This is a genomic window from Thalassobacillus sp. C254, assembly GCF_001310615.1.
In genome coordinates, this window is record NZ_BAXQ01000001.1 from 400,551 (window position 1) to 419,851 (window position 19,301).

General features: G+C 41.9%; 12 protein-coding genes and 8 pseudogenes. 1 reads left to right on the forward strand and 19 read right to left on the reverse strand.

The window, feature by feature from the left end; translation table 11 throughout:
- Positions 1 to 372 precede the first annotated feature (372 nt).
- The 19 genes and pseudogenes from JCM19033_RS24890 to dnaE (JCM19033_RS02310) form a co-directional block, all read right to left on the reverse strand.
- Positions 373 to 960 carry a cell wall metabolism sensor histidine kinase WalK gene (locus JCM19033_RS24890; RefSeq protein WP_269757913.1) on the reverse strand — a complete coding sequence of 196 codons (588 nt, stop codon included), beginning with the start codon at positions 958 to 960 and terminating at the stop codon, positions 373 to 375.
- A 32-nt stretch (positions 961 to 992) separates the two neighbouring features.
- Positions 993 to 1,160, reverse strand: a complete 168-nt coding sequence (locus JCM19033_RS24895) for a hypothetical protein (RefSeq protein ID WP_269757915.1) — start codon at positions 1,158 to 1,160, stop codon at positions 993 to 995.
- Complete coding sequence (locus tag JCM19033_RS24900) at positions 1,157 to 1,708, reverse strand: HAMP domain-containing protein (RefSeq protein WP_269757916.1); 552 nt, start codon at positions 1,706 to 1,708, stop codon at positions 1,157 to 1,159. The genes JCM19033_RS24895 and JCM19033_RS24900 overlap by 4 nt, the downstream gene beginning before the upstream one ends.
- Before the next feature lie 8 nt (positions 1,709 to 1,716).
- Positions 1,717 to 2,124 carry a hypothetical protein gene (locus tag JCM19033_RS24905; protein WP_269757917.1) on the reverse strand — a complete coding sequence of 136 codons (408 nt, stop codon included), beginning with the start codon at positions 2,122 to 2,124 and terminating at the stop codon, positions 1,717 to 1,719.
- Positions 2,121 to 2,840 (reverse strand): response regulator transcription factor, encoded by a 720-nt coding sequence (locus tag JCM19033_RS02230; RefSeq protein ID WP_054635156.1) that lies wholly within the window; start codon positions 2,838 to 2,840, stop codon positions 2,121 to 2,123. Before JCM19033_RS02230 ends, JCM19033_RS24905 begins: the two co-directional genes overlap by 4 nt.
- A 219-nt stretch (positions 2,841 to 3,059) precedes the next feature.
- Positions 3,060 to 4,001: pseudogene (gene mdh / locus JCM19033_RS02235) on the reverse strand (malate dehydrogenase).
- 20 nt (positions 4,002 to 4,021) lie between these two features.
- A pseudogene (gene icd / locus JCM19033_RS02240) lies at positions 4,022 to 5,288 on the reverse strand (NADP-dependent isocitrate dehydrogenase).
- Between the two features lie 147 nt (positions 5,289 to 5,435).
- A complete protein-coding gene (citZ, locus tag JCM19033_RS02245; RefSeq protein WP_054635110.1) occupies positions 5,436 to 6,551 on the reverse strand; it encodes a citrate synthase in 1,116 nt (371 codons plus the stop codon).
- Between the two features lie 404 nt (positions 6,552 to 6,955).
- A pseudogene (locus JCM19033_RS02250) lies at positions 6,956 to 7,411 on the reverse strand (DUF441 domain-containing protein); the annotation flags it as partial.
- A 91-nt stretch (positions 7,412 to 7,502) separates the two neighbouring features.
- The gene (locus tag JCM19033_RS02255; RefSeq protein WP_374701188.1) at positions 7,503 to 7,811 is read right to left on the reverse strand and encodes an FxsA family protein; all 309 of its coding nucleotides are present in this window, start codon (positions 7,809 to 7,811) and stop codon (positions 7,503 to 7,505) included.
- A 445-nt stretch (positions 7,812 to 8,256) separates the two neighbouring features.
- Entirely contained in the window at positions 8,257 to 10,011 is a 1,755-nt protein-coding gene (gene pyk / locus JCM19033_RS02265) for a pyruvate kinase (protein ID WP_054635112.1), read from the reverse strand.
- 54 nt (positions 10,012 to 10,065) lie between these two features.
- A pseudogene (pfkA, locus tag JCM19033_RS02270) lies at positions 10,066 to 11,023 on the reverse strand (6-phosphofructokinase).
- Positions 11,024 to 11,205: 182 nt separating this feature from the next.
- Positions 11,206 to 12,179 (reverse strand): annotated as a pseudogene (gene accA, locus JCM19033_RS02275) (acetyl-CoA carboxylase carboxyl transferase subunit alpha).
- Between the two features lie 13 nt (positions 12,180 to 12,192).
- Positions 12,193 to 13,049 (reverse strand): annotated as a pseudogene (accD, locus tag JCM19033_RS02280) (acetyl-CoA carboxylase, carboxyltransferase subunit beta).
- Between the two features lie 226 nt (positions 13,050 to 13,275).
- Positions 13,276 to 13,938: a FadR/GntR family transcriptional regulator gene (locus tag JCM19033_RS02285; protein WP_054635157.1), complete on the reverse strand. Its 663-nt coding sequence runs from the start codon at positions 13,936 to 13,938 to the stop codon at positions 13,276 to 13,278.
- A 63-nt stretch (positions 13,939 to 14,001) separates the two neighbouring features.
- Positions 14,002 to 15,243: an NADP-dependent malic enzyme gene (locus JCM19033_RS02290; protein WP_054635113.1), complete on the reverse strand. Its 1,242-nt coding sequence runs from the start codon at positions 15,241 to 15,243 to the stop codon at positions 14,002 to 14,004.
- 137 nt (positions 15,244 to 15,380) lie between these two features.
- The gene (locus tag JCM19033_RS02295; RefSeq protein ID WP_054635114.1) at positions 15,381 to 15,977 is read right to left on the reverse strand and encodes an OB-fold nucleic acid binding domain-containing protein; all 597 of its coding nucleotides are present in this window, start codon (positions 15,975 to 15,977) and stop codon (positions 15,381 to 15,383) included.
- Positions 15,974 to 17,058, reverse strand: a pseudogene (dnaE, locus tag JCM19033_RS02305) (DNA polymerase III subunit alpha). The gene JCM19033_RS02295 and the pseudogene dnaE (JCM19033_RS02305) overlap by 4 nt, the downstream one beginning before the upstream one ends.
- Positions 17,059 to 17,075: 17 nt before the next feature.
- Positions 17,076 to 18,701: a DNA polymerase III subunit alpha gene (gene dnaE / locus JCM19033_RS02310; RefSeq protein WP_054635117.1), complete on the reverse strand. Its 1,626-nt coding sequence runs from the start codon at positions 18,699 to 18,701 to the stop codon at positions 17,076 to 17,078.
- 232 nt (positions 18,702 to 18,933) lie between these two features.
- On the opposite strand from dnaE (JCM19033_RS02310), the pseudogene JCM19033_RS02315 reads away from it, so the two are divergent.
- Positions 18,934 to 19,193, forward strand: a pseudogene (locus JCM19033_RS02315) (YtrH family sporulation protein).
- Positions 19,194 to 19,301: the final 108 nt, after the last annotated feature.

Genomic DNA, 19,301 nt, shown 5'->3' on the forward strand with positions numbered 1-19,301 from the left:
CAACCCCAATCAGTGCAAAAAACCTAGGATTAACTGCTTAATGGTTACCACTTCATTCCCCCTGTCTTTCCTTACAACCTTATGTATCCTATTTATGTAGTTCATCTCTTTTTTATAAATAAGATATACCTTTCTATTATAGAACAAAGAAGAGTAGGGTCCTATGTTTCTATCAAATTTTCTCCTAAATTATGAAAACCTTTTACTGAATATGGATTTTTTACACGTGAAGTACTATTCAGACACAAATTAGGACGAAAGCCAAGGGGGGCTTTCGTCCAATAAAGGGAATTATGAGCCGTTCTATTATTATCCTACCGTTAATTTGTTAAGGAGATATGAAGAGAAAGTAAAGATTAGGTAAAGTTTACATTATATCAATTCTTTTGGAAAGGTTAGAGTAAATGTGGTCCCTTTACCTAATGTGCTATCTACTTCAATTTTCCCTTGATGAGCCTCTACCAGGTGTTTAACAATGGCTAATCCCAGTCCTGTCCCTCCTGAATTTCGGCTTCTTGCTTTTTCTATTCTGTAAAAGCGTTCAAAAATTCGTTTTATATGTTCTTGACTAATCCCTATGCCAGTATCAGTAACTGAGACCTTGATCTGTTTGTCTTCACTCGTTACTTCCACAAGAATGTTGCCTTTAACAGGGGTGTAAACAATGGAATTATTAATAATATTTATTAAAATTTGTTTTAAGCGAGCAGGGTCTCCATTCATAAGAGCTTTTCCATCTCCCTTACTAGTTACAGTGATATCTTTCTCTTTGGCCTTAGGGAGAAGAAGATCTGTCACTTCCTTAGTAAGGGCTGCAATATTTACCTGCTGTACATGCAGCTGGAAGTGCTCCTGCTCAATCTTTGACAGCTCCAGCAGCTCACTTATCAAGTCCTGCAGCCGGTCACTTTCTTTCCAAATAATATCAAGAAATTGTTTCCTAAGCTCAGGGTTTTCCATGGCACCATCAAGTAGAGTTTCAGCGAATCCCTTTACAGAGGTAACAGGGTTCTTAATTCATGAGAAACATTAGCAACAAAATCTTTTCGTACTTGTTCTAATTTTTTCAGCTCGGAGATGTCATGAAGAACCAGAACAATTCCTCGCAGTTTATTACGTGCACCAATGACCGGTGCTCCGTAAACGTCATAATATTTCATCTCCAAAGGAGCAGAATGGTTACCTGCTGTCTGTCTTTTTGCTCAGTTAAGAGAACACTTTGAATGAATTTTATTAACTCTTTTTCATGAATCACTTCATAATACAAAACATCCTGCCATTCATCTGTATTTTCATTAAAAATGTCCTTACAAGCCTGATTTATGAGTGTAATATCACCACGATCATTAATAAATATTAATCCGCTGCCCATATTATCAATTAAAGCCTCTAAACGCTCCTGCTGCGTCTGATACCTTTTTGTAATCTGACCCAGGTTATAAGCAAGAACATTAATGGATCTCGTAAGCTGTCCGACTTCATCCTTTGACCCAGAATACGTTCTGGCGTTAAAGTTCCCTTTTGCTAACTCATTTGCAACCTTTGTTACTTGGCCGATAGGCTTCGTAAGCTGGCTGGCAATCCGGTAATTGAGGGATAGAATAACGAAAAAAGCGACAGTAAATGTAAGTCCAATAAAAATCCAGATCTGACGATTCATTTCATTTACATGCTCTACGGGCAGCCCAAGTCTTAAATATCCCTCCACCTCTCCATTTAATTCAAGAGGAAGTGCAAAGTAAAGAAGTTCTGCCCAACCGTCGTACTATAACGAACATGGTGAGTACCGCTTTCTCCCGCATTCATGATTTCAGGGCGGTCTGAATGATTTTCCATTCCCACCGGTGTTCTCTCTGATTCGCCAATGACTGTGCCTTCTGAGTTCAATATGGTGACTCTAGTCCCAAGGCTCTCGCTAATGTCTACAGCAAGGGACTGCCACTCATCACCACCTCGTTCAGAAATCGTTAGAGCTGCCAGCTCGGCTTCTCTCTCAAGTCTATCTGTAAGCTGGTCCAGGTAGGAGCTTTTTACGACTTCGCCCACTAAGAAACCTAGAATAACAAGGACAAGAAAAATGACAGAGAGAAAGCCTATCATTAATCTTGTTCTAAGTTTTTTCATAAGGAAGAAGGCTCCTCTAATTTATATCCAAGACCTCTCACGGTTTTAATATACACAGGCTTTTTTGTATTAGGTTCAATTTTTTCTCTAAGATGACTGATATGCACATCCACAATTCTCGTATCTCCAACAAATTCATAGTTCCAGACAGCGTTTAACAGCTGATCCCGGGTAAGTACCCTTTCTTTATTCACAGCTAAATAAAGAAGCAGCTCAAATTCTTTAGGTGTTAATTCTAATGGCTCTTTATTAACCAAGGCTTGATAATTTTCAGGGTATATTAGCAAATGACCAATTTTGATTTCTTCCTTGGATCCTTGGTTTCCATAGGAACTATTATTACTTCTGTTTTCAACTCTTCTTAATATTGCTCTGACCCTTGCTACGAGTTCCCGGGGACTGAACGGCTTGGTCATGTAATCATCAGCACCAAGCTCCAGGCCTAGTACTTTATCGAATTCCTCATCTTTTGCTGTCACCATTAAGATGGGAGTATTAATCTTCTCTTGTCTAATTTGCCTGCACACTTCAAGTCCGTCCATTTCAGGTATCATTAAATCAAGTACGATAAGGTCAAACTCTTGATTCTGTGCCTTACTAAAAGCCTCTGAACCGTCCATAGCTGTGTCTACCTTGTATCCTGCTTGTTCAAGGTTAAATTTAATCAAGGTAACAATCGACTCTTCATCATCTACTACAAGTAACCGCTGAGCCATAATATGTAATTCTCCTCCATCTGTTTCTGGCACCCCTGTCACCAGAACATGATCTTAACGGCAAGAAATATAATCCCCTTTTCTTTCTTTATCTTACTATCCTTATTATAGATAAACAATACTCTCCTTCTTCCCTTCTATGCGCTAAGGACATTTAGACAGTTGACTGAATACGAAAAAAAAGCTTGCCCGGAAAACTTCCCGGACAAGCTTTGCTTATTAATCTTTTGGTAATGCAGTCATCACGCTTTTTACAGATTCTACTGACTTAGAAAGCTCTGTTGCTTCTTCCTCAGTAAGGTCCAGCTCAATAATTTTTTCTACACCATCGCCACCTAGAATGGTAGGAACTCCGACATACAAGTCTTCATATCCATACTCCCCTTCAAGGTAAGCTATTGATGGAAGAACACGTTTCTTGTCTTTCAAAATGGCCTCAACCATTTGAGTCAAGGAGGCAGCTGGCGCATAATAGGCACTTCCGTTGCCTAAAAGCTGAACGATTTCCCCGCCGCCTTTTCGAGTGCGTTCTACAATCGCATCAATACGATCTTGAGGCAGAAGCTTAGTTAAAGGAACTCCCCCCGCACTTGAATAGCGAATTAATGGTACCATGTCGTCTCCATGCCCCCCTAGAACAAATCCCTGGATATCTTCGACAGAAATATTCAGTTCTTGAGCGACAAAGGTACGGAAACGTGCAGTATCCAGTACACCGGATTGTCCCATTACGCGGTTTTTAGGGAAACCTGACTCTTTAAACACAGTATACGTCATAGCGTCAGCAGGATTAGTAAGTACTATGATATAACAATCAGGGGAATACTTTACTACTTCTTTTGTCACTGACTTCATGATTTTTGCATTTGTATTTACAAGGTCATCACGGCTCATGCCAGGTTTTCTTGCAATACCTGCAGTAATAACAACTACATCAGATCCAGCAGTGTCTTCATATTTTGATGTCCCGACTACGTTGGAATCAACTCCTTGAACTGGATAGATTCGAGCATATCAAGTGCTTTCCCCTTTGTTGGTCCTTCCATATCAGGAATGTCCACAAGCACTACGTCTCCTAATTCCTTCTGAGCAACCATTAGCTGTCGTTGCACCAGTAAAACCTCCGCCGATCACAGATACTTTTCTGCGTTTAATTGCCATGTGCAGTACCTCCCCAAGAATTACATATTTTTAATTAGCTCTTCACCGAACTCAGAAGTCTTAACTTCTTTTGCACCATCCATTAGGCGTGCAAAGTCATAGGTAACTACTTTGCTTTCAATTGTCTTATCCATTGCACCTAAGATTAATTCAGCAGCTTCTGTCCAGCCAAGATGACGGAGCAATAATTCCCCAGACAAAATAACAGAAGAAGGATTTACTTTGTTAAGGCCGGCGTATTTAGGTGCAGTTCCATGAGTGGCTTCAAAAATCGCATGGCCGGTATCGTAGTTAATGTTTGCTCCAGGAGCGATACCGATGCCGCCAACCTGTGCTGCCAAAGCATCAGAAATATAGTCTCCGTTTAAGTTCATTGTAGCCACTACATCATGGTCCTTTGGACGAGTTAGGATTTGCTGTAAGAAGATATCAGCAATAGAGTCTTTAATGATAATCTTTCCAGCTTTTTCAGCTTCGTCTTGTGCGTTATTAGCTGCTTCTTTTCCTTCTCTTTCTACAATTTCATCGTACTGAGCCCAAGTAAATACTTTATCCCCAAACTCGCGCTCAGCAAGCTCGTAGCCCCAGTTCTTAAATGCGCCTTCTGTAAACTTCATGATGTTTCCTTTATGAACAAGTGTTACGCTTTTGCGGCCTTCTTGAAGGGCATAGTTAATAGCAGAACGAACGATTCGCTCTGTACCCTCTTTTGATACAGGCTTAATTCCGATACCAGAAGTTTCTGGGAAACGAATATTGTTAGAGCCCATTTCGTTAATTAGAAAATCAACTACTTTTTTCACATCATCCGTGCCTTCTTTAAACTCAATCCCCGCATAAATATCCTCAGTATTCTCACGGAAAATTACCATGTCCACCTCTTCTGGACGTTTAACAGGAGAAGGAACGTTAGTAAAGTGGCGTACAGGGCGCAAGCAAGTATAAAGGTCAAGCTTTTGACGAAGAGCTACGTTTAAAGAACGAATCCCGCCTCCGATAGGAGTTGTTAAAGGTCCTTTAATAGCAATCAGATACTCACGGATTGCGTCCAGGGATTCCTCTGGAAGCCACTCACCTGTGTTGTTGTAGGCTTTTTCCCCTACAAGGATTTCTTTCCACTCAATTTTTTTCTCGCCATTATATGCTTTCTCAACGGCCGCATCTAATACTTCTGTGCAGCTGCCCAAATATCCGGGCCGATTCCATCACCTTCAATAAAAGGGATCACAGGTTATTAGGTACATTTAAAACTCCATTATTTGTGGTAATCTTCTCTCCATTAGACATTGTTACATTCCTCCTAGCTAATAGTTAACTTGTTAATTTCTTGGTGGTACAAAAGAGCTCAGCTGATTGATCACTTGTTTAGCAGCCAGCTGTCTTAAATTCTTACTTACTATATGTAGTAAGAGAGAGAATACTCTCTCTTAAACACTAGCGTTCGTTTAAAGGGACGTACGCTTGTTTGTCAGGCCCGACATACTCAGCTCTTGGGCGAATTAAACGATTATCGCTGTACTGCTCAAGAATATGGGCAAGCCAGCCAGAAACACGGCTCGTTGCAAAGATAGGGGTAAACAAATCATGATCGATTCCCAGGCTGTGATACACGGAAGCAGAATAGAAATCAACGTTAGGAAGTAAGCCTTTTTCACCCACTACCATTTCTTCTACCTTTACAGACATATCATACCATTTTGACTCTCCAGTGATACTTGTGAGCTTTTTGGACATGTCGCGCAAATGTTTTGCTCTAGGGTCCCCATTCTTGTATACCCGGTGTCCAAATCCCATAATCTTCTCTTTATTATCAAGAGCTTTACGGATATATGGTTCCACATTGTCAACTTCTCCAATATCCATAAGTGTTGACATGACGCGTTCATTTGCTCCCCCATGAAGCGGGCCTTTTAAGGCACCGATGGCAGAAGTAATACCTGAGTATACATCTGACAATGTAGCTACACACACACGAGCTGTAAAAGTAGAAGCATTAAGCTCATGATCAGCGTGAAGGACTAACGCCTTGTTAAAAGCAGTTTCTGAAATTTCATCTGGTTCTTCTCCATTAAGCATGTATAAGAAGTTTGCTGCAAAGCTGAGTTCCTTTTTAGGCAAAACAGGCTCCTTGCCATTTCTGATACGGGCAAAGCCTGTAACGATTGCAGGAATTCTTGCTTGCAGGCGAATTGCTTTGCGACGGTTAGCCTCTTCAGTCATTTCATCAGCTTCTTCGTCGTATAAAGCAAGCTGTGAAACAGCTGTACGAAGAGCTGCCATAGGGTGTACCTTATCGATAGGGTAAGACTTCATATAGTCAAACACTTCTTTAGGGACTTCCATGTCACTTGCTAAATTTTTCGTCAACTCTTCCAATTCATCTTTCTTTGGCAGACGACCGTTCCAAAGGAGGTAAATAACCTCCTCAAAGCTAGCATTATCAGTTAAATCATCAATGTCATACCCTTGATAAGTTAATACATCATCGATAATTGAACTAACACTGGAAGTTGTTGCAACAACGCCTTCAAGACCACGAGTTGTGCTCATTTCAACCTCTCCTTCACCGAAAAAGTTTGCGATTTCCAAAAGGTTTGAAAATCGTAAATGCTTACATTTTCACGTTCAGCAAGGGAAAACCCTATCATACCTACGTAACCGAAGAGTTTAGACTGCTTAGTCTGTTTCAGGAAGAATTCGACCCTAAGCCGTTCCTTCATGCACCCCGCCTAATTGAACGTGCTTAATCAATAGGCTATGTAGGAAGAACATTACACCCAGTATCAATTATAAACATTTTTTAAACTTTTGTGAACTTATTCATGAGAATTAACTTTAACTCTCTAAAAAGTTTAACTAATTAAATTATTCAGATAAATTTCGATTGCGGGAGAATACCAGTACTTTGGTTTCTGCCCGCTCCTGCTTCTGCCTTTTTCAGCCGCCTCCGCCTGAAAAATCTCCACCGCTTTCATTGCATAATAAGCTATTCCTGCACCAATTAAAGGGCCTACAGCTACACCGTTGAAAAGAGCAACTGCCAGTATCGTCCCAATCACAAGCGCAGCAGTAATATGAGGGTCGTTCTGAAGAAGATCTACTCCTCCCTTTGCAATAAGAGCGACTGTAATTCCTGCTCCCAGGGCTACCCAGGCATAAACTGACTTCATTGCATCACCTAACTGCTTAAAGCCGATTTCACCGGTTACGATAGGAACAAGGACAGCTATTGTTAAAATGGTGACTGCTATATTAATCCCTTTTGCCTGCATAAAAGGAAACACCTTGTCTCCTGCACCAGTCCATTTCAGTGCCAGTAATACCAGGATTGCCACAACAAGGGATTGGTTCTTTCCGATTACTCCTATGGCCAGCAGGATAAGCATGAATATTGTTGCCTGTGATATCAAGTTGTTGTAACATCCTTCCCCATAGACTTTCTCATTTATCGTACCACACTTTATAAATCACTTCACTTTTGTAGCGCCAGGAAGAACCGCTTCATTTCCTGCGTATGAACACGATGTTTCCTGATTGGGTAAGCTTTGAGAATACTCTCTGGAACACACCCTTAAAATACCCTCTTGTGAAAGGAATTAATAGTAAAAAGCCGATGGCGTCGGTTATAAACCCAGGCGTAAGAAGTACCACCCCGCCCACAAGAATGCAGAGGCCGTCCAAAATCAGATTGCTCGGTACCTCACCCTGCTGCATTTGCAGCTGTGCTGTGCGAATGGTTTGCAGGCCTTCTCTTTTGGCAAGCCATGCGCCAAGCACACCTGTTAAAATAACAAGAAGAACTGTAGCCATACGCCAAGGTAATTTCCTGAAAGAAGCAGTACGCCGATTTCCAAGGCCGGCACTATAATCAATAACAAGACTAATATTTTCCCCATGTTTGTTCCCCGCTTTCTTGTTCTTCCCTTTGAAGAGTGATCTTACCTATACCCAAGTATACCTTTTATCATTTCTTATTCCTAAGTTTTACCCGGGTTTCTCTTTAGCTTTGTTACATATTGTTGGTGGCTTTTGCGAAAGAACGCTTCCCTTACACCTGAAGTAAATGCGGCATTCAGTTGTCTTCTATTCCCGGAGCATTGCCTTCCTAGGGAAAACTGCCTGCGTGATCTTCGACTCATAGTATTCTTCAAGGCGCCTCGAGCGTTTATCTATAATCAAAGGATTTATAAAAATAAACCATTCGCCTTTCACAGAGCTCAGGAAAAAGGAGAAGGCATCTGCCTTCTCCCATGTATTAGAGCACACTGGCGTGCCCTCTATAAATATCTCCATGTGCACTATCTATCGTTACTTCTTCTCCATCCTCGAAAAGCTGAAGAGCATTTTCCACTCCAACTACAACCGGAATCCCCAGATTAATTCCCACCACTGCTGCATGAGAAGTGAGGCCGCCTTCTTCTGTAATCACAGCTGCAGCTTTTTCAAAAGCAGGCATTAACTCTTTATCAGTGCTGTAGGTCACAAGAATGCAGCCTGGTGTCGCTTTTTGGTTCGCTTCTTCTGCAGTTCTTGCCACAATCACTTTCCCTGCAGCTGTTTTTCTTCCAATGCCTTGTCCTTTAGCTGCAATTTCACCAATAACGTGTACTTTCATAATATTTGTTGTACCTGATTCACCAACAGGGACTCCAGCCGTAATCACTACAAGGTCCCCGTGATCCACATTTCCAGATTTCAATGCTTCCTGCACGGTAATATCAAGCATTTCATCAGTGCTGGCTGCTTCAGTCCCCATTACTGGAATAACTCCCCATACAAGGGAAAGACGTCTCATCACGTGCTCATTGCTTGTGACAGCGATGATCCGGGACTTAGGACGATACTTGGAAACCATTCTTGCCGTGTGCCCGCTTTCTGTAGCTGAAAGGATTGCGGAGGCATTTAGGTTTAGTGCTGTATGAGAGACAGACTGACTGATTGAGTTCGTAATAGACGTGCGGCTTTCTTTCGTGCGCTTGTCTAGAATTGTTTTGTAATCAAGTGCAGATTCGGCTCGTGTAGCAATATCACTCATCGTCTGCACGGCTTCCACCGGGTAATCTCCCGCCGCCGTTTCCCCGGACAGCATAATAGCATCCGTGCCATCAAAAATAGCATTAGCTACGTCACTTGCTTCTGCTCGTGTCGGCCGCGGGTTTCTTTGCATAGAATCAAGCATTTGTGTGGCTGTTATCACCGGTTTTGCAATCGTATTACACTTCTTGATTAAGCTTTTTTGAACAAGAGGAACCTCTTCAGGCGGAATCTCTACACCCATGTCTCCACGGGCAACCATCAGACCGTCAGAAACCTCCAGAATTTCATTAATATTATCAATGCCTTCCTGGTTTTCAATCTTTGGGATGATGTGAATGTCTTCTCCTTTCCTTTGTTCAAGAAGTTCACGGATTTCAAGGACGTCTTCGGCTCTCCGGACAAAAGACGCTGCAATGAAATCTACTTTTTGTTCAATGCCAAAAACGATATCCTCAGCATCCTTTTCTGTTATTCCAGGCAAGTTAAGCTTCACATTAGGAAGATTAACTCCTTTCTTATTTTTAAGTTCCCCATTGTTTAGCACCCTTGTAAGGACTTCTGTGTCTCTGACTTCCAGAACCTCAAGTTCAATTAAACCATCATCAAGGAGAATTTTCTTTCCTTTTTCCAAATCATTTGTAATCCCTTTATAAGTAACAGAAATCTTTTCAGGTGTTCCAATAACCTCATCTGTTGAAACAAGAAGGTCCTGCCCTTTTTCTAGATGAATAGCTCCGTTTTCCATGGTATGAGTGCGGATTTCCGGTCCTTTTGTGTCCAATAGAATAGCAACGGTTTTCCCTGTTCTTTTTGAAGCTTCACGAATATTTTTGATACGCGCGCCGTGTTCCTCAAAATCGCCGTGGGAAAAGTTCAAGCGTGCAACATTCATGCCTGCTTCAATCAGCTTTACCAGCGTATCAACCTGTTCACTGGCTGGACCGATAGTACATACAATTTTCGTTTTTCTCATGTTATCCTCCTTTTATCTATACCCGATTACTTATTCGCTTACCTGCTGTGATCCTTAAATTGAAAGTTCCTGAGAAAGCCGGTACAGTTCAAGGTCTAGTTCACGCTTCTCCGATAAGGCTGCAGAGATAGACTGGTAATATTCCTTGTTATTTTTAATACCGACCATCTGCCTGCTGCACCCTCTAATAGAATTTCAACTGCCTTTCCGCCAAGTCGGCTTGCCAGTACTCGGTCAAAGCCGGTAGCGATCCGCCCCGCTGTATATGGCCAAGTACCGTAACTCTGGTCTCAAAGCTCGTGGCGTCCTGAATTTTTTTACCAAATTCAGGCCCGCTGCCCACGCCTTCTGCTACGATTATAATACTGTGCTTTTTCCCACGTTCATGTCCTCTTTTTAGGCGCTCAACAATCTTGTCCATATTAAAGGGCTCTTCAGGAATGATAATAGATTCCGCTCCATCGGCCAGCCCTGCCCATAAAGCAAGGTCGCCCGCATCTCTACCCATCACTTCCACTACATACGTTCTCTCATGAGAAGTTGCCGTATCCCTGATTTTGTCAATTGCATCGATTACTGTGTTGAGAGCTGTGTCAAAGCCAATGGTAAAATCAGTACCAGGGATGTCATTATCAATAGTTCCCGGCACACCTATGGTAGGAAACCCTAGTTCAGATAATTTTTCAGCTCCTCTGAAAGAACCGTCTCCTCCAATCACAACCAAACCTTCAATACCTAATTCTTTCAATTGCGCGACGGCTTTCTCTCTGCCCTCTTCTGTTTTAAACTCCTCACAGCGAGCTGTATAAAGCATAGTGCCGCCTCGGTGAATAATATCACCTACGTCACCAATTTCCAATTTTTTTATGTCTCCTGAAATTAAACCGGCATATCCATAATAAATTCCGTATACCTCTACATTATTAAAGATTGCTTTACGAACAACAGCTCTGACCGCTGCATTCATTCCAGGAGAGTCTCCACCGCTGGTAAGTACTCCAATACGCTTCATTATTAACCTCCTCGGTTATCTTTTCTTTATTGTACAAAAAAAGGCTGACCCTATCCATTTTTCCCCATTTATCAGGGAAATGAAAACAACTTTCATACATCCCTATAACATTTAATCATTTGTAAAGCCTTTCATGCAAAGAAAAAAGTGCTTCTCTTGCTACGAGTAAGCACTTTCCAAATTTAACTGTCTATTATGACGTTGTCATCAGCTAACTGTCCAATTGCTTTGTATTTCTCATAGCGCTGAGAAACAAGTTCTTCAGGTTTCAGAGATGAAAGTTCTTCTAATGATCGAGACAGAGTCTCATCAATCAAGGCAGCCTGTTTCTTTAAATCCTGGTGCGCTCCACCTTGTATCTCAGAAATCACTTCCTCCAGGATACCTAACTCTTTTAAATCCGGTGCTGTAATCCTCATTGTTTCTGCTGCTTTTTGGGCGTAGGAGGAGTCTTTCCACAAAATAGAAGCTGCACCTTCCGGTGAGATGACAGAGTATGTGGAGTTTTCCAGCATATGAATATGGTTGCCTACACCTAGGGCAAGGCTCCGCCACTTCCCCCTTCTCCAATAACAATACAGACGACAGGAACAGTCAATCCAGCCATTTCAAACAGATTGCGCGCAATTGCTTCACTTTGGCCTCTCTCTTCTGCTGCTTTGCCGGGAAAGGCTCCTTTCGTATCAATAAAACAAATAATAGGTCTGTTAAATTTTTCGGCTTGCTTCATAAGCCGTATCGCTTTTCGATAACCTTCAGGGTGGGGCATACCAAAGTTTCTGCGGATATTTTCTTTAGTATCCTTTCCCCGTTGATGACCCACTACCGTAACAGGGCGGCCCTTGTACTTCGCAATTCCGCCAACGATAGCTTCATCGTCTCCATAAAGACGGTCTCCATGGAGTTCAAGAAAGTCCGTGAACAACTCTTCTATGTATTCCATAGTTGTAGGCCTTTCCCCGTGACGGGCAATTTGCACCCGCTCCCACGGCTTCAGGTTTCCATATACATCTTTTTCCAGCTGAACAAGCCGTGCTTCCAATGTTTCAATTTCACCGCTTAAATCGATATCTTTTTCTTCGGTAAAGGATTTAAGCTCTTTGATTTTCTCTCTTAATTCAACCACTGGTTTTTCAAAAGGCAAGTTGCCATTCAATGCTTCCACCTCCTTACTCTGTATCCGGCGTATGCAGGTCTAGTATTTTTGCCAGAGTTTCCCGCATTTCCCCCCTGGTACCACTTTATCGAGCTGTCCGTGTTTTAATAAAAACTCTGCAGTTTGAAAGTCTTGCGGAAGCTCCTCTCTAATGGTCTGCTCGATAATTCTTCTTCCGGCAAACCCAATTAAAGCCTTTGGTTCTGAAAGGTTATAATCTCCTAAGGAGGCAAAGCTGGCAGAAACACCGCCTGTTGTCGGGTGAGTAAATACAGAAATATATAAAAGGCCTTCTTCTGACAGTCTTCTCAATGCAGAGCTCGTTTTTGCCATTTGCATCAAGCTTAGTACACCTTCCTGCATCCGAGCTCCTCCTGAAGCAGAAAACATAATAAATGGAAGCCGCTTATCAATGGCCTGTTCTATTGCACGTGTAATTTTCTCTCCGACCACAGAGCCCATACTTCCCATTCGAAACCTTGAATCCATTACACTAATAATGCAGCGATACCCCTGAATTAACCCTTCTCCCGTAACGATCGCTTCATTTAATTCTGTTTTTTGTTTATCTTTTTCAAGCTTCTCTTCATAGTCAGGAAAAGAAAGTGGATTGGCAGATGACAAATACCCGTTTAATTCTACAAAGGTGCCTTCATCACATATACACTCGATTCGTTCGTAAGCAGTCATAGAAAAATGATGTGCACAACTTTGACAGACCATGTCATTTTTCTTTAACTCTTTTGAATACACGATCGTTTTGCATTCAGGGCACTTTGTCATAACTCCTTCATTCATCTTCCTCGGTTGTTCTCGTTCAGATGGAACCGTGGCATACTTTCTTTTTTTAGAGAAAAAATCTTTTAGCACACAGACACCTCCTTATCTATACGTAATGACTCCTCATCATTCTATTTAGCAATTAAAAAGGTTATTAGATAGATTATCATATCGCTTAAAAAAAACAACTCTTTCCCCTAAAGGGGACAGATCTTCCCTTTTTTCGCCCTGTTCACACCCAGCCCGTTTTTATGTACTCAGCTTAGGGGAAATGGTAGAAAAAGGAGTTGTTTTACCCATAAAAAATTCTTGGAGCCTAAAATGCACTATTTTCTAAATGATCACTTAGTGCTTTAATCGCTTTATCCTCATCTCTGGATTTAAGCGCTTTGTAAATCTGGACATGTTCTTCATAGGAGTATAAGGGTCTTCCAGGCCTGGATAAAGATTCTTTTAACGCAGCTTTTGTGTACTCTACTAAGGGAATCCATATTTGGTGCATTAAATGATTTCCTGAAAGTTTAACAATCTTTTTATGGAAAAGATAATCTTCCTCAAGAGGAAGAGTGCCACACTTGACTTTTCCCTCATACGAAGCAAGCAAATCCTCAAGCTCTTCGATTTCCTCTTGTCTTGCTCTGCAGCAGGCGAGACGAAGCGCTTCGACTTCTACTACTTTTCTTGTTTCTGCAAGATCGCGGCGGGCTTTTTCATCCTTAAGAATAAAAGAAGCAATTATTTCTACAAGGCGCTTTCCTCCGGCCTCTTTCATAAACGTCCCTTCTCCACGTCTAGTTTCGATCAGGTCGAGAAGTTCGAGTGATCGGAAGGCTTCACGAACAGAAGAGCGACCGACATGAAGCCGATCACTCATTTCTCGTTCAGAGGGAAGTTTGTCTCCGCTCTTTAAACCATTCGTATGAATCATTCGATTTATTTCCTTAATAACTTCAATGTATACCTTTTCTTGTGATGACATAATCATCATCACCGCCATATTTCAATTTTTCAACCTGGAAAACATCTATATTATCAATTCGTTTTATTGCTCTTTGTCAATAATTGAAAGCTCTCTTGTTTTCTCAGCTACTTTTTCAGGATCCACGTTCTTTCTGGCCACTCCTGTTTCCATAGCTGCTTTTGCTACAGCGGCAGCCACTGCAGGGGCAACTCTGCCATCAAATGGCGCAGGGATAACGTAATCAGGAGTCACGTCTCTTTCATCAATAAGTTCTGCAATTGCATAAACAGCTGCTTTTTTCATTTCTTCGTTGATGTGGGTTGCATTTACATCCAAGGCTCCGCGGAAGATCCCTGGGAATGCAAGAACATTGTTCACTTGGTTAGGAAAGTCGGAGCGTCCAGTACCCACAACACTTGCTCCTGCTTCTTTTGCAGTGTCCGGAAGAATTTCAGGGTCCGGATTAGCCATGGCAAAGATGATCGGATCCTGGTTCATGGATTTAACCATTTCTTGGGTTAACGCCCCAGCTACGGATACACCAATAAATACATCAGTGTTTTTCACAACGTCCTCTAGTGATCCTTCTGCATTATCTTTATTTGTAACTTTAGCAATTTCAGACTTCACATCATTCATCCCGTATGAGCGGCCTTCAAAAATGGCTCCCTTTGAGTCACATAAAATGACATCACGAACTCCGAGACGCTGCAGCAGCTTGATAATAGCAATACCTGCTGAACCAGCTCCATTGATAACGACACGAATTTCTGATAATGATTTTCCAGTTACCTTCAAAGCGTTAATTAAGCCAGCGGCAGTCACAATTGCTGTTCCATGCTGGTCATCGTGGAACACAGGAATATTTGCCTCTTTTTTCAATCTTTCTTCAATAATAAAGCAATTTGGAGCTGCAATATCCTCTAAATTCACACCGCCAAATGTCGGCTCAAGGAGTTTTACTGTCTCTACAATTTTATCGACATCAGAGGTACCAAGGCAGATAGGGAAAGCGTCCACTCCTGCAAAGGACTTAAAGAGAACAGCTTTTCCTTCCATTACAGGCAGGGAGGCTTCAGCACCAATATTTCCAAGACCCAGTACAGCTGTACCATCAGAAACTACAGCAACCATATTGCCTTTCATTGTATAATCAAATACTTTCTGCTGGTCATCAAAGATTGCTTTGCATGGCTCAGCAACTCCCGGGGAATACGCCAAACTTAAATCACGTGCATTTTGTACAGGCACCTTGGCTTTCGATTCCAATTTTCCTTGATTTACTCGATGAAGATGTAAAGCTTCTTCTCTTAACGTAGACACACTCTCCACTCTCCTTTTATGTGTTTAAGCAATTCATAAGTATAAAAGGGACAATCCGTCCCATTCTGATCCATATTGGTCAGACCACTTGAAAAACTGTCCTTATTATAACAAAACTAAAGGAGTTGTTCACCCTTTTACTCTGCTTTTAAAACAACGTGTTCAGAAGATAAAATAAACTGTAGCTGTGAAATGCACCTCTCTGTAGCATTCACGCGGTTTTCATCGGACAGCTGGATCATTTTTTTTTCTTTTTCATAAAACAGTTGAACAGGCACAGGTCCCGGGTAAGAATTTATCACCTTCTTTACCTGCTGAAGGATTTGATGGTTGTCCTGCTCGGGACTGATTTTTAAATATAAATTCTTGCTTGCATCTTTTAAAAGGTCATCAAGGTGAAAGATGCTGTTTGCAAGAAGTTTATTTCCCTGGCTTTTTTTGTCAGGAACCCCAACCACCAGTATGGGTGACTGAAGGGTAAGCAATGAACCTGCTTTGCGGTAAAGGTCTGGGAAGACTACAACGTCACAGGCTCCTTCACCATCAGTCATACTCAAAAAAGCCATTTTCTGCCCAGTTTTAGTACGGATTGTTGATAGTTGTTCGATAATCCCAGCCAAAGCTTTTGTTCCCCTGTCGCCACCAAGGTTCTCTGCAAGGGGGACTGGCTGGAACGGGGCAATTACTTTCTGATACTGAGAAAGGGGATGGCCACTAAGGTAAAACCCTGTCACTTCTTTTTCCCCTTCATATTTTTCAATGTCTGTAAAGGCTCCTGATCTATATAGCGAAAATCGGCTTCTCCCTGTTCAAATAAACTGCCAATATCCCGCTGAAATTCCGCAAATTCAATAGCTGCATCCAAAGAAGCCAGTAAAACAGCTCTATCCTTACCCAGCTCATCGAATGCACCAGCCTTAATCAAGGATTCTATCCCCCTGCGTTCAACACTGCCAGCTTCCACCTTCATAAAAAATCGATAAAGCTCTTAAAATTCCCCTTCGTCCTTGCTTGAAGGATTGCTTTGACTCCATTTTTCCCTAGATGTTTAATTCCTATTAGGCCAAACACTATTTCTTCCCCAGCAGCCGAAAATCCCGCTTGGCTTTTGTTGATTGAAGGAGGCGTAACTTGCAGCCCATGGTGCTTAGCTTCTCTTAGGTACAGTCCTACCTTTTGAGAGTTATTTATATTCGTAGTAATGAGTGCTGCATAAAAGTCTGCCGGATAGTGAGCTTTAAGATAAGCCAACTGATATGCAATGAAACTGTATGCAACTGCATGGCTCCGGTTGAAGCCATAATCAGCAAAACGAACAATTAAGCTGTAAACTCTTTCAGCAGCCTCATTGCTAACACCTTGTTTGGCTGCTCTCTCTACGAAATGAAGACGTTCTTTTTCCAGTATTTCTCTATCCTTCTTACTCACCGCCCTGCGTAAAAGATCGGCTTCCGCTAAGGTATACCCTGCAAGTTCTTCTGCTATTTTCATGATTTGTTCCTGATAAATGATTACTCCGTATGTTGGTTCCAGAATAGAGCGCAGCTTTTCATGAGGGTATGTTATTGGTCTTTTGCTGTGTTTGCCGTCAATATAAACAGGAATGTTCTCCATCGGACCCGGCCTGTAAAGTGCATTAACAGCGACTATATCCTCAAAGGAAGTTGGATGAAGGTTTTTCAGCACTTGCCTCATTCCTTCTGACTCCAGTTGGAAGACTCCTGTAGTATCCCCCTTTGCTAAATGCTCAAAGGTGAGTGAATCGTTTAATGGGATCTCAGTTATGGTGATTGTATTGCCTGTTCTTCGTTTCACAGAGAGAATGATTTTCTCTATAAGCGTAAGGTTTTTAATCCGAGAAAATCCATCTTCAAAAGTCCCAGCTCTTCGAGATCATTCATCGGAAATTGGGTAACTAACGTATCATTTTTCCCCTCTGAAAGTGCTGTAATCTCATAAAGCGGTGTCTGACTCATCACTATTCCAGCAGCATGAATAGATGTATGCCTTGGCAGGCCCTCAACTTTTGAAGCTAAAGCAAAAACAGCCTCGGCCTCTTTATCCTTTCGCAATATCTCGAGCAGCTCAGGGCTTTCCTCAGCCGCTTTTGGTAAGCTTGTACTTTCAGACGGGATCATAGAGGCTAATCGATCTATTAAGCCTTGAGGAATCTCCAGAACCTTACCAACATCTCTTATCGCAGCACGAGCCCCAAATGTCCCAAACGTCACAATCTGTGCCACATGGTTTTTTCCATATTTTTCAATAACGTAAGAAATAACTTCTTCCCGGCGATAATCAGGAAAATCTATATCGATATCAGGAAGTGAGATTCTCTCCGGGTTTAAAAAACGTTCAAAGATCAGGTTATATGTCAATGGATCTATTTCTGTGATGAATAATACATAAGCTACTAGAGAGCCTGCTGCCGATCCTCTCCCAGGGCCCACAAGAATCCCCCTTTTTTTTGCAAAGGAGATAAAGTCCCATACAATGAGGAAGTAATCGGCAAACCCCATCTCGTTAATCGTTTCCAGTTCCTTTTGAAGCCGTTTTCTTATTTCTTCATTCAGGCTGCCGTATCTCTTCACAGCCCCCTCTTCACACAGCCTTTTCAGCTCTTCTTCTGTGCTTTTTCCTTGTGGAAGAGGAAATCTTGGCATGTTCAGCTCACCAAGAGGAAGCTCCCAGCTGCATCGGTTTGCAATGTTTTCTGTGTTTTGCAGGGCTTTTTCCGGCGCTCCTCTTTTTCTGATTCCCTCTTCTGAACAAAACTTTCCTCGAGAAGGGTCTTCATTCTCTTTAACTTCTTTTAGACTCTTTCCTTCTTTAATTGCTTCCAAAGCAGATCTGGTTTCATTTTCACCTTCGTCAATGACATGAACGTTAGCGCCAGCTGCCAGTGGAATTTCAAACCTTTCCGCTGCTTTTTCCCAGGTTCGTTTTTCTCTCTCTGTTCCCTGAGGAGACCATTCCATATACAGGTAACCTTCAGAAAATAGGATTTTAAGTTTGTCTACAAGAGAAAGAATCCTTTCTTTTTCCCTCTGCTGAATGGAAAAAAACAGTTCACTTTCGCCCCAGGGAATCAGGCATATGACTCCTTCCAGGCTTCCTTGAAGTTCTTCGAATGTAAGAAATGGTTCTGTTCCTTGCTTATTAGCTGTTGTAGCCAGCTGCAAAAGGTTTTGATATCCACTTCTGTTTTCTGCTAGAAAAACCAGTGGATAGGCATTTTCCCGGCCTATTTGAATGTCCAGTTCAATGCCTGCTAAAGGCTTAATTCCCTCCTTTTTACAAGCTTTATAAAAAGGAACAATTCCATGGAGGACGTTTTTATCTGTAATCGCTAAAGCGCCCATATTCAGTTTCTTGGCTCTTTGTACAAGTTCATCTATCCTGGCCGTACTTTTTAATAAACTGTATTCTGTATGAATATGTAAATGGACGAAAGCCAAATCAATCCGCCCTTTCTTTCTCGGTTATTACTATAAGTATGAAGAGCTTCCTCTTTGAAAACAAGCATATTCCTCTAAACAGGCAACTATATTTAGTAAAAGGACCCTTGTCCCCTTCCCCATAAATTGTGAGGAGCAGAAAGGAGCAATAGCAATGCTGAACCGTGACTTTATTGCTACTCTGGTGATTGATTTCTTCGTCGCCTTTGGCGTCATTATAGGCGGTGCTATTATTGGAGGGATTGGCGCGTTCCTTATCGGAAAGCCTCCTTTATCAACTATTCATGACTTGGCCGCAAGCTTGAAAATCTGGGCTCTGGTAGCGGCTATCGGCGGTACATTTGATGCCATTACATCATTAGAAAGAGGACTCTTTACGGCACACATGATGATATGTACCGGACAATTCTTATGATTCTTGCAGCCTTAGGAGGAGCTAACACTGGCACAGTCCTTATTCAGTGGATTACACAGGAGCATTTAAGCCCATGAGAATTCCTCCCTATTACAAACACCCTGGGTGGCAGCGTCTATTTGCCGGTTTCGTAATAGGCGCTCTCTTTGGATGGGGGTTTTTTTTATATGAATTTGGTGCAATTC

Excerpts from the sequence above, each read along its gene's own strand:
- JCM19033_RS24890 (WP_269757913.1), bottom strand. The coding sequence starts at position 960 with ATGGAAAACCCTGAGCTTAGGAAACAATTTCTTGATATTATTTGGAAA.
- pyk (WP_054635112.1), bottom strand. The coding sequence starts at position 10,011 with ATGAGAAAAACGAAAATTGTATGTACTATCGGTCCAGCCAGTGAACAG.
- JCM19033_RS02230 (WP_054635156.1), bottom strand. The coding sequence starts at position 2,840 with ATGGCTCAGCGGTTACTTGTAGTAGATGATGAAGAGTCGATTGTTACC.
- JCM19033_RS24905 (WP_269757917.1), bottom strand. The coding sequence starts at position 2,124 with ATGAAAAAACTTAGAACAAGATTAATGATAGGCTTTCTCTCTGTCATT.
- JCM19033_RS02285 (WP_054635157.1), bottom strand. The coding sequence starts at position 13,938 with ATGTCATCACAAGAAAAGGTATACATTGAAGTTATTAAGGAAATAAAT.
- citZ (WP_054635110.1), bottom strand. The coding sequence starts at position 6,551 with ATGAGCACAACTCGTGGTCTTGAAGGCGTTGTTGCAACAACTTCCAGT.
- JCM19033_RS24895 (WP_269757915.1), bottom strand. The coding sequence starts at position 1,160 with ATGAAATATTATGACGTTTACGGAGCACCGGTCATTGGTGCACGTAAT.
- JCM19033_RS02255 (WP_374701188.1), bottom strand. The coding sequence starts at position 7,811 with ATGGCTACAGTTCTTCTTGTTATTTTAACAGGTGTGCTTGGCGCATGG.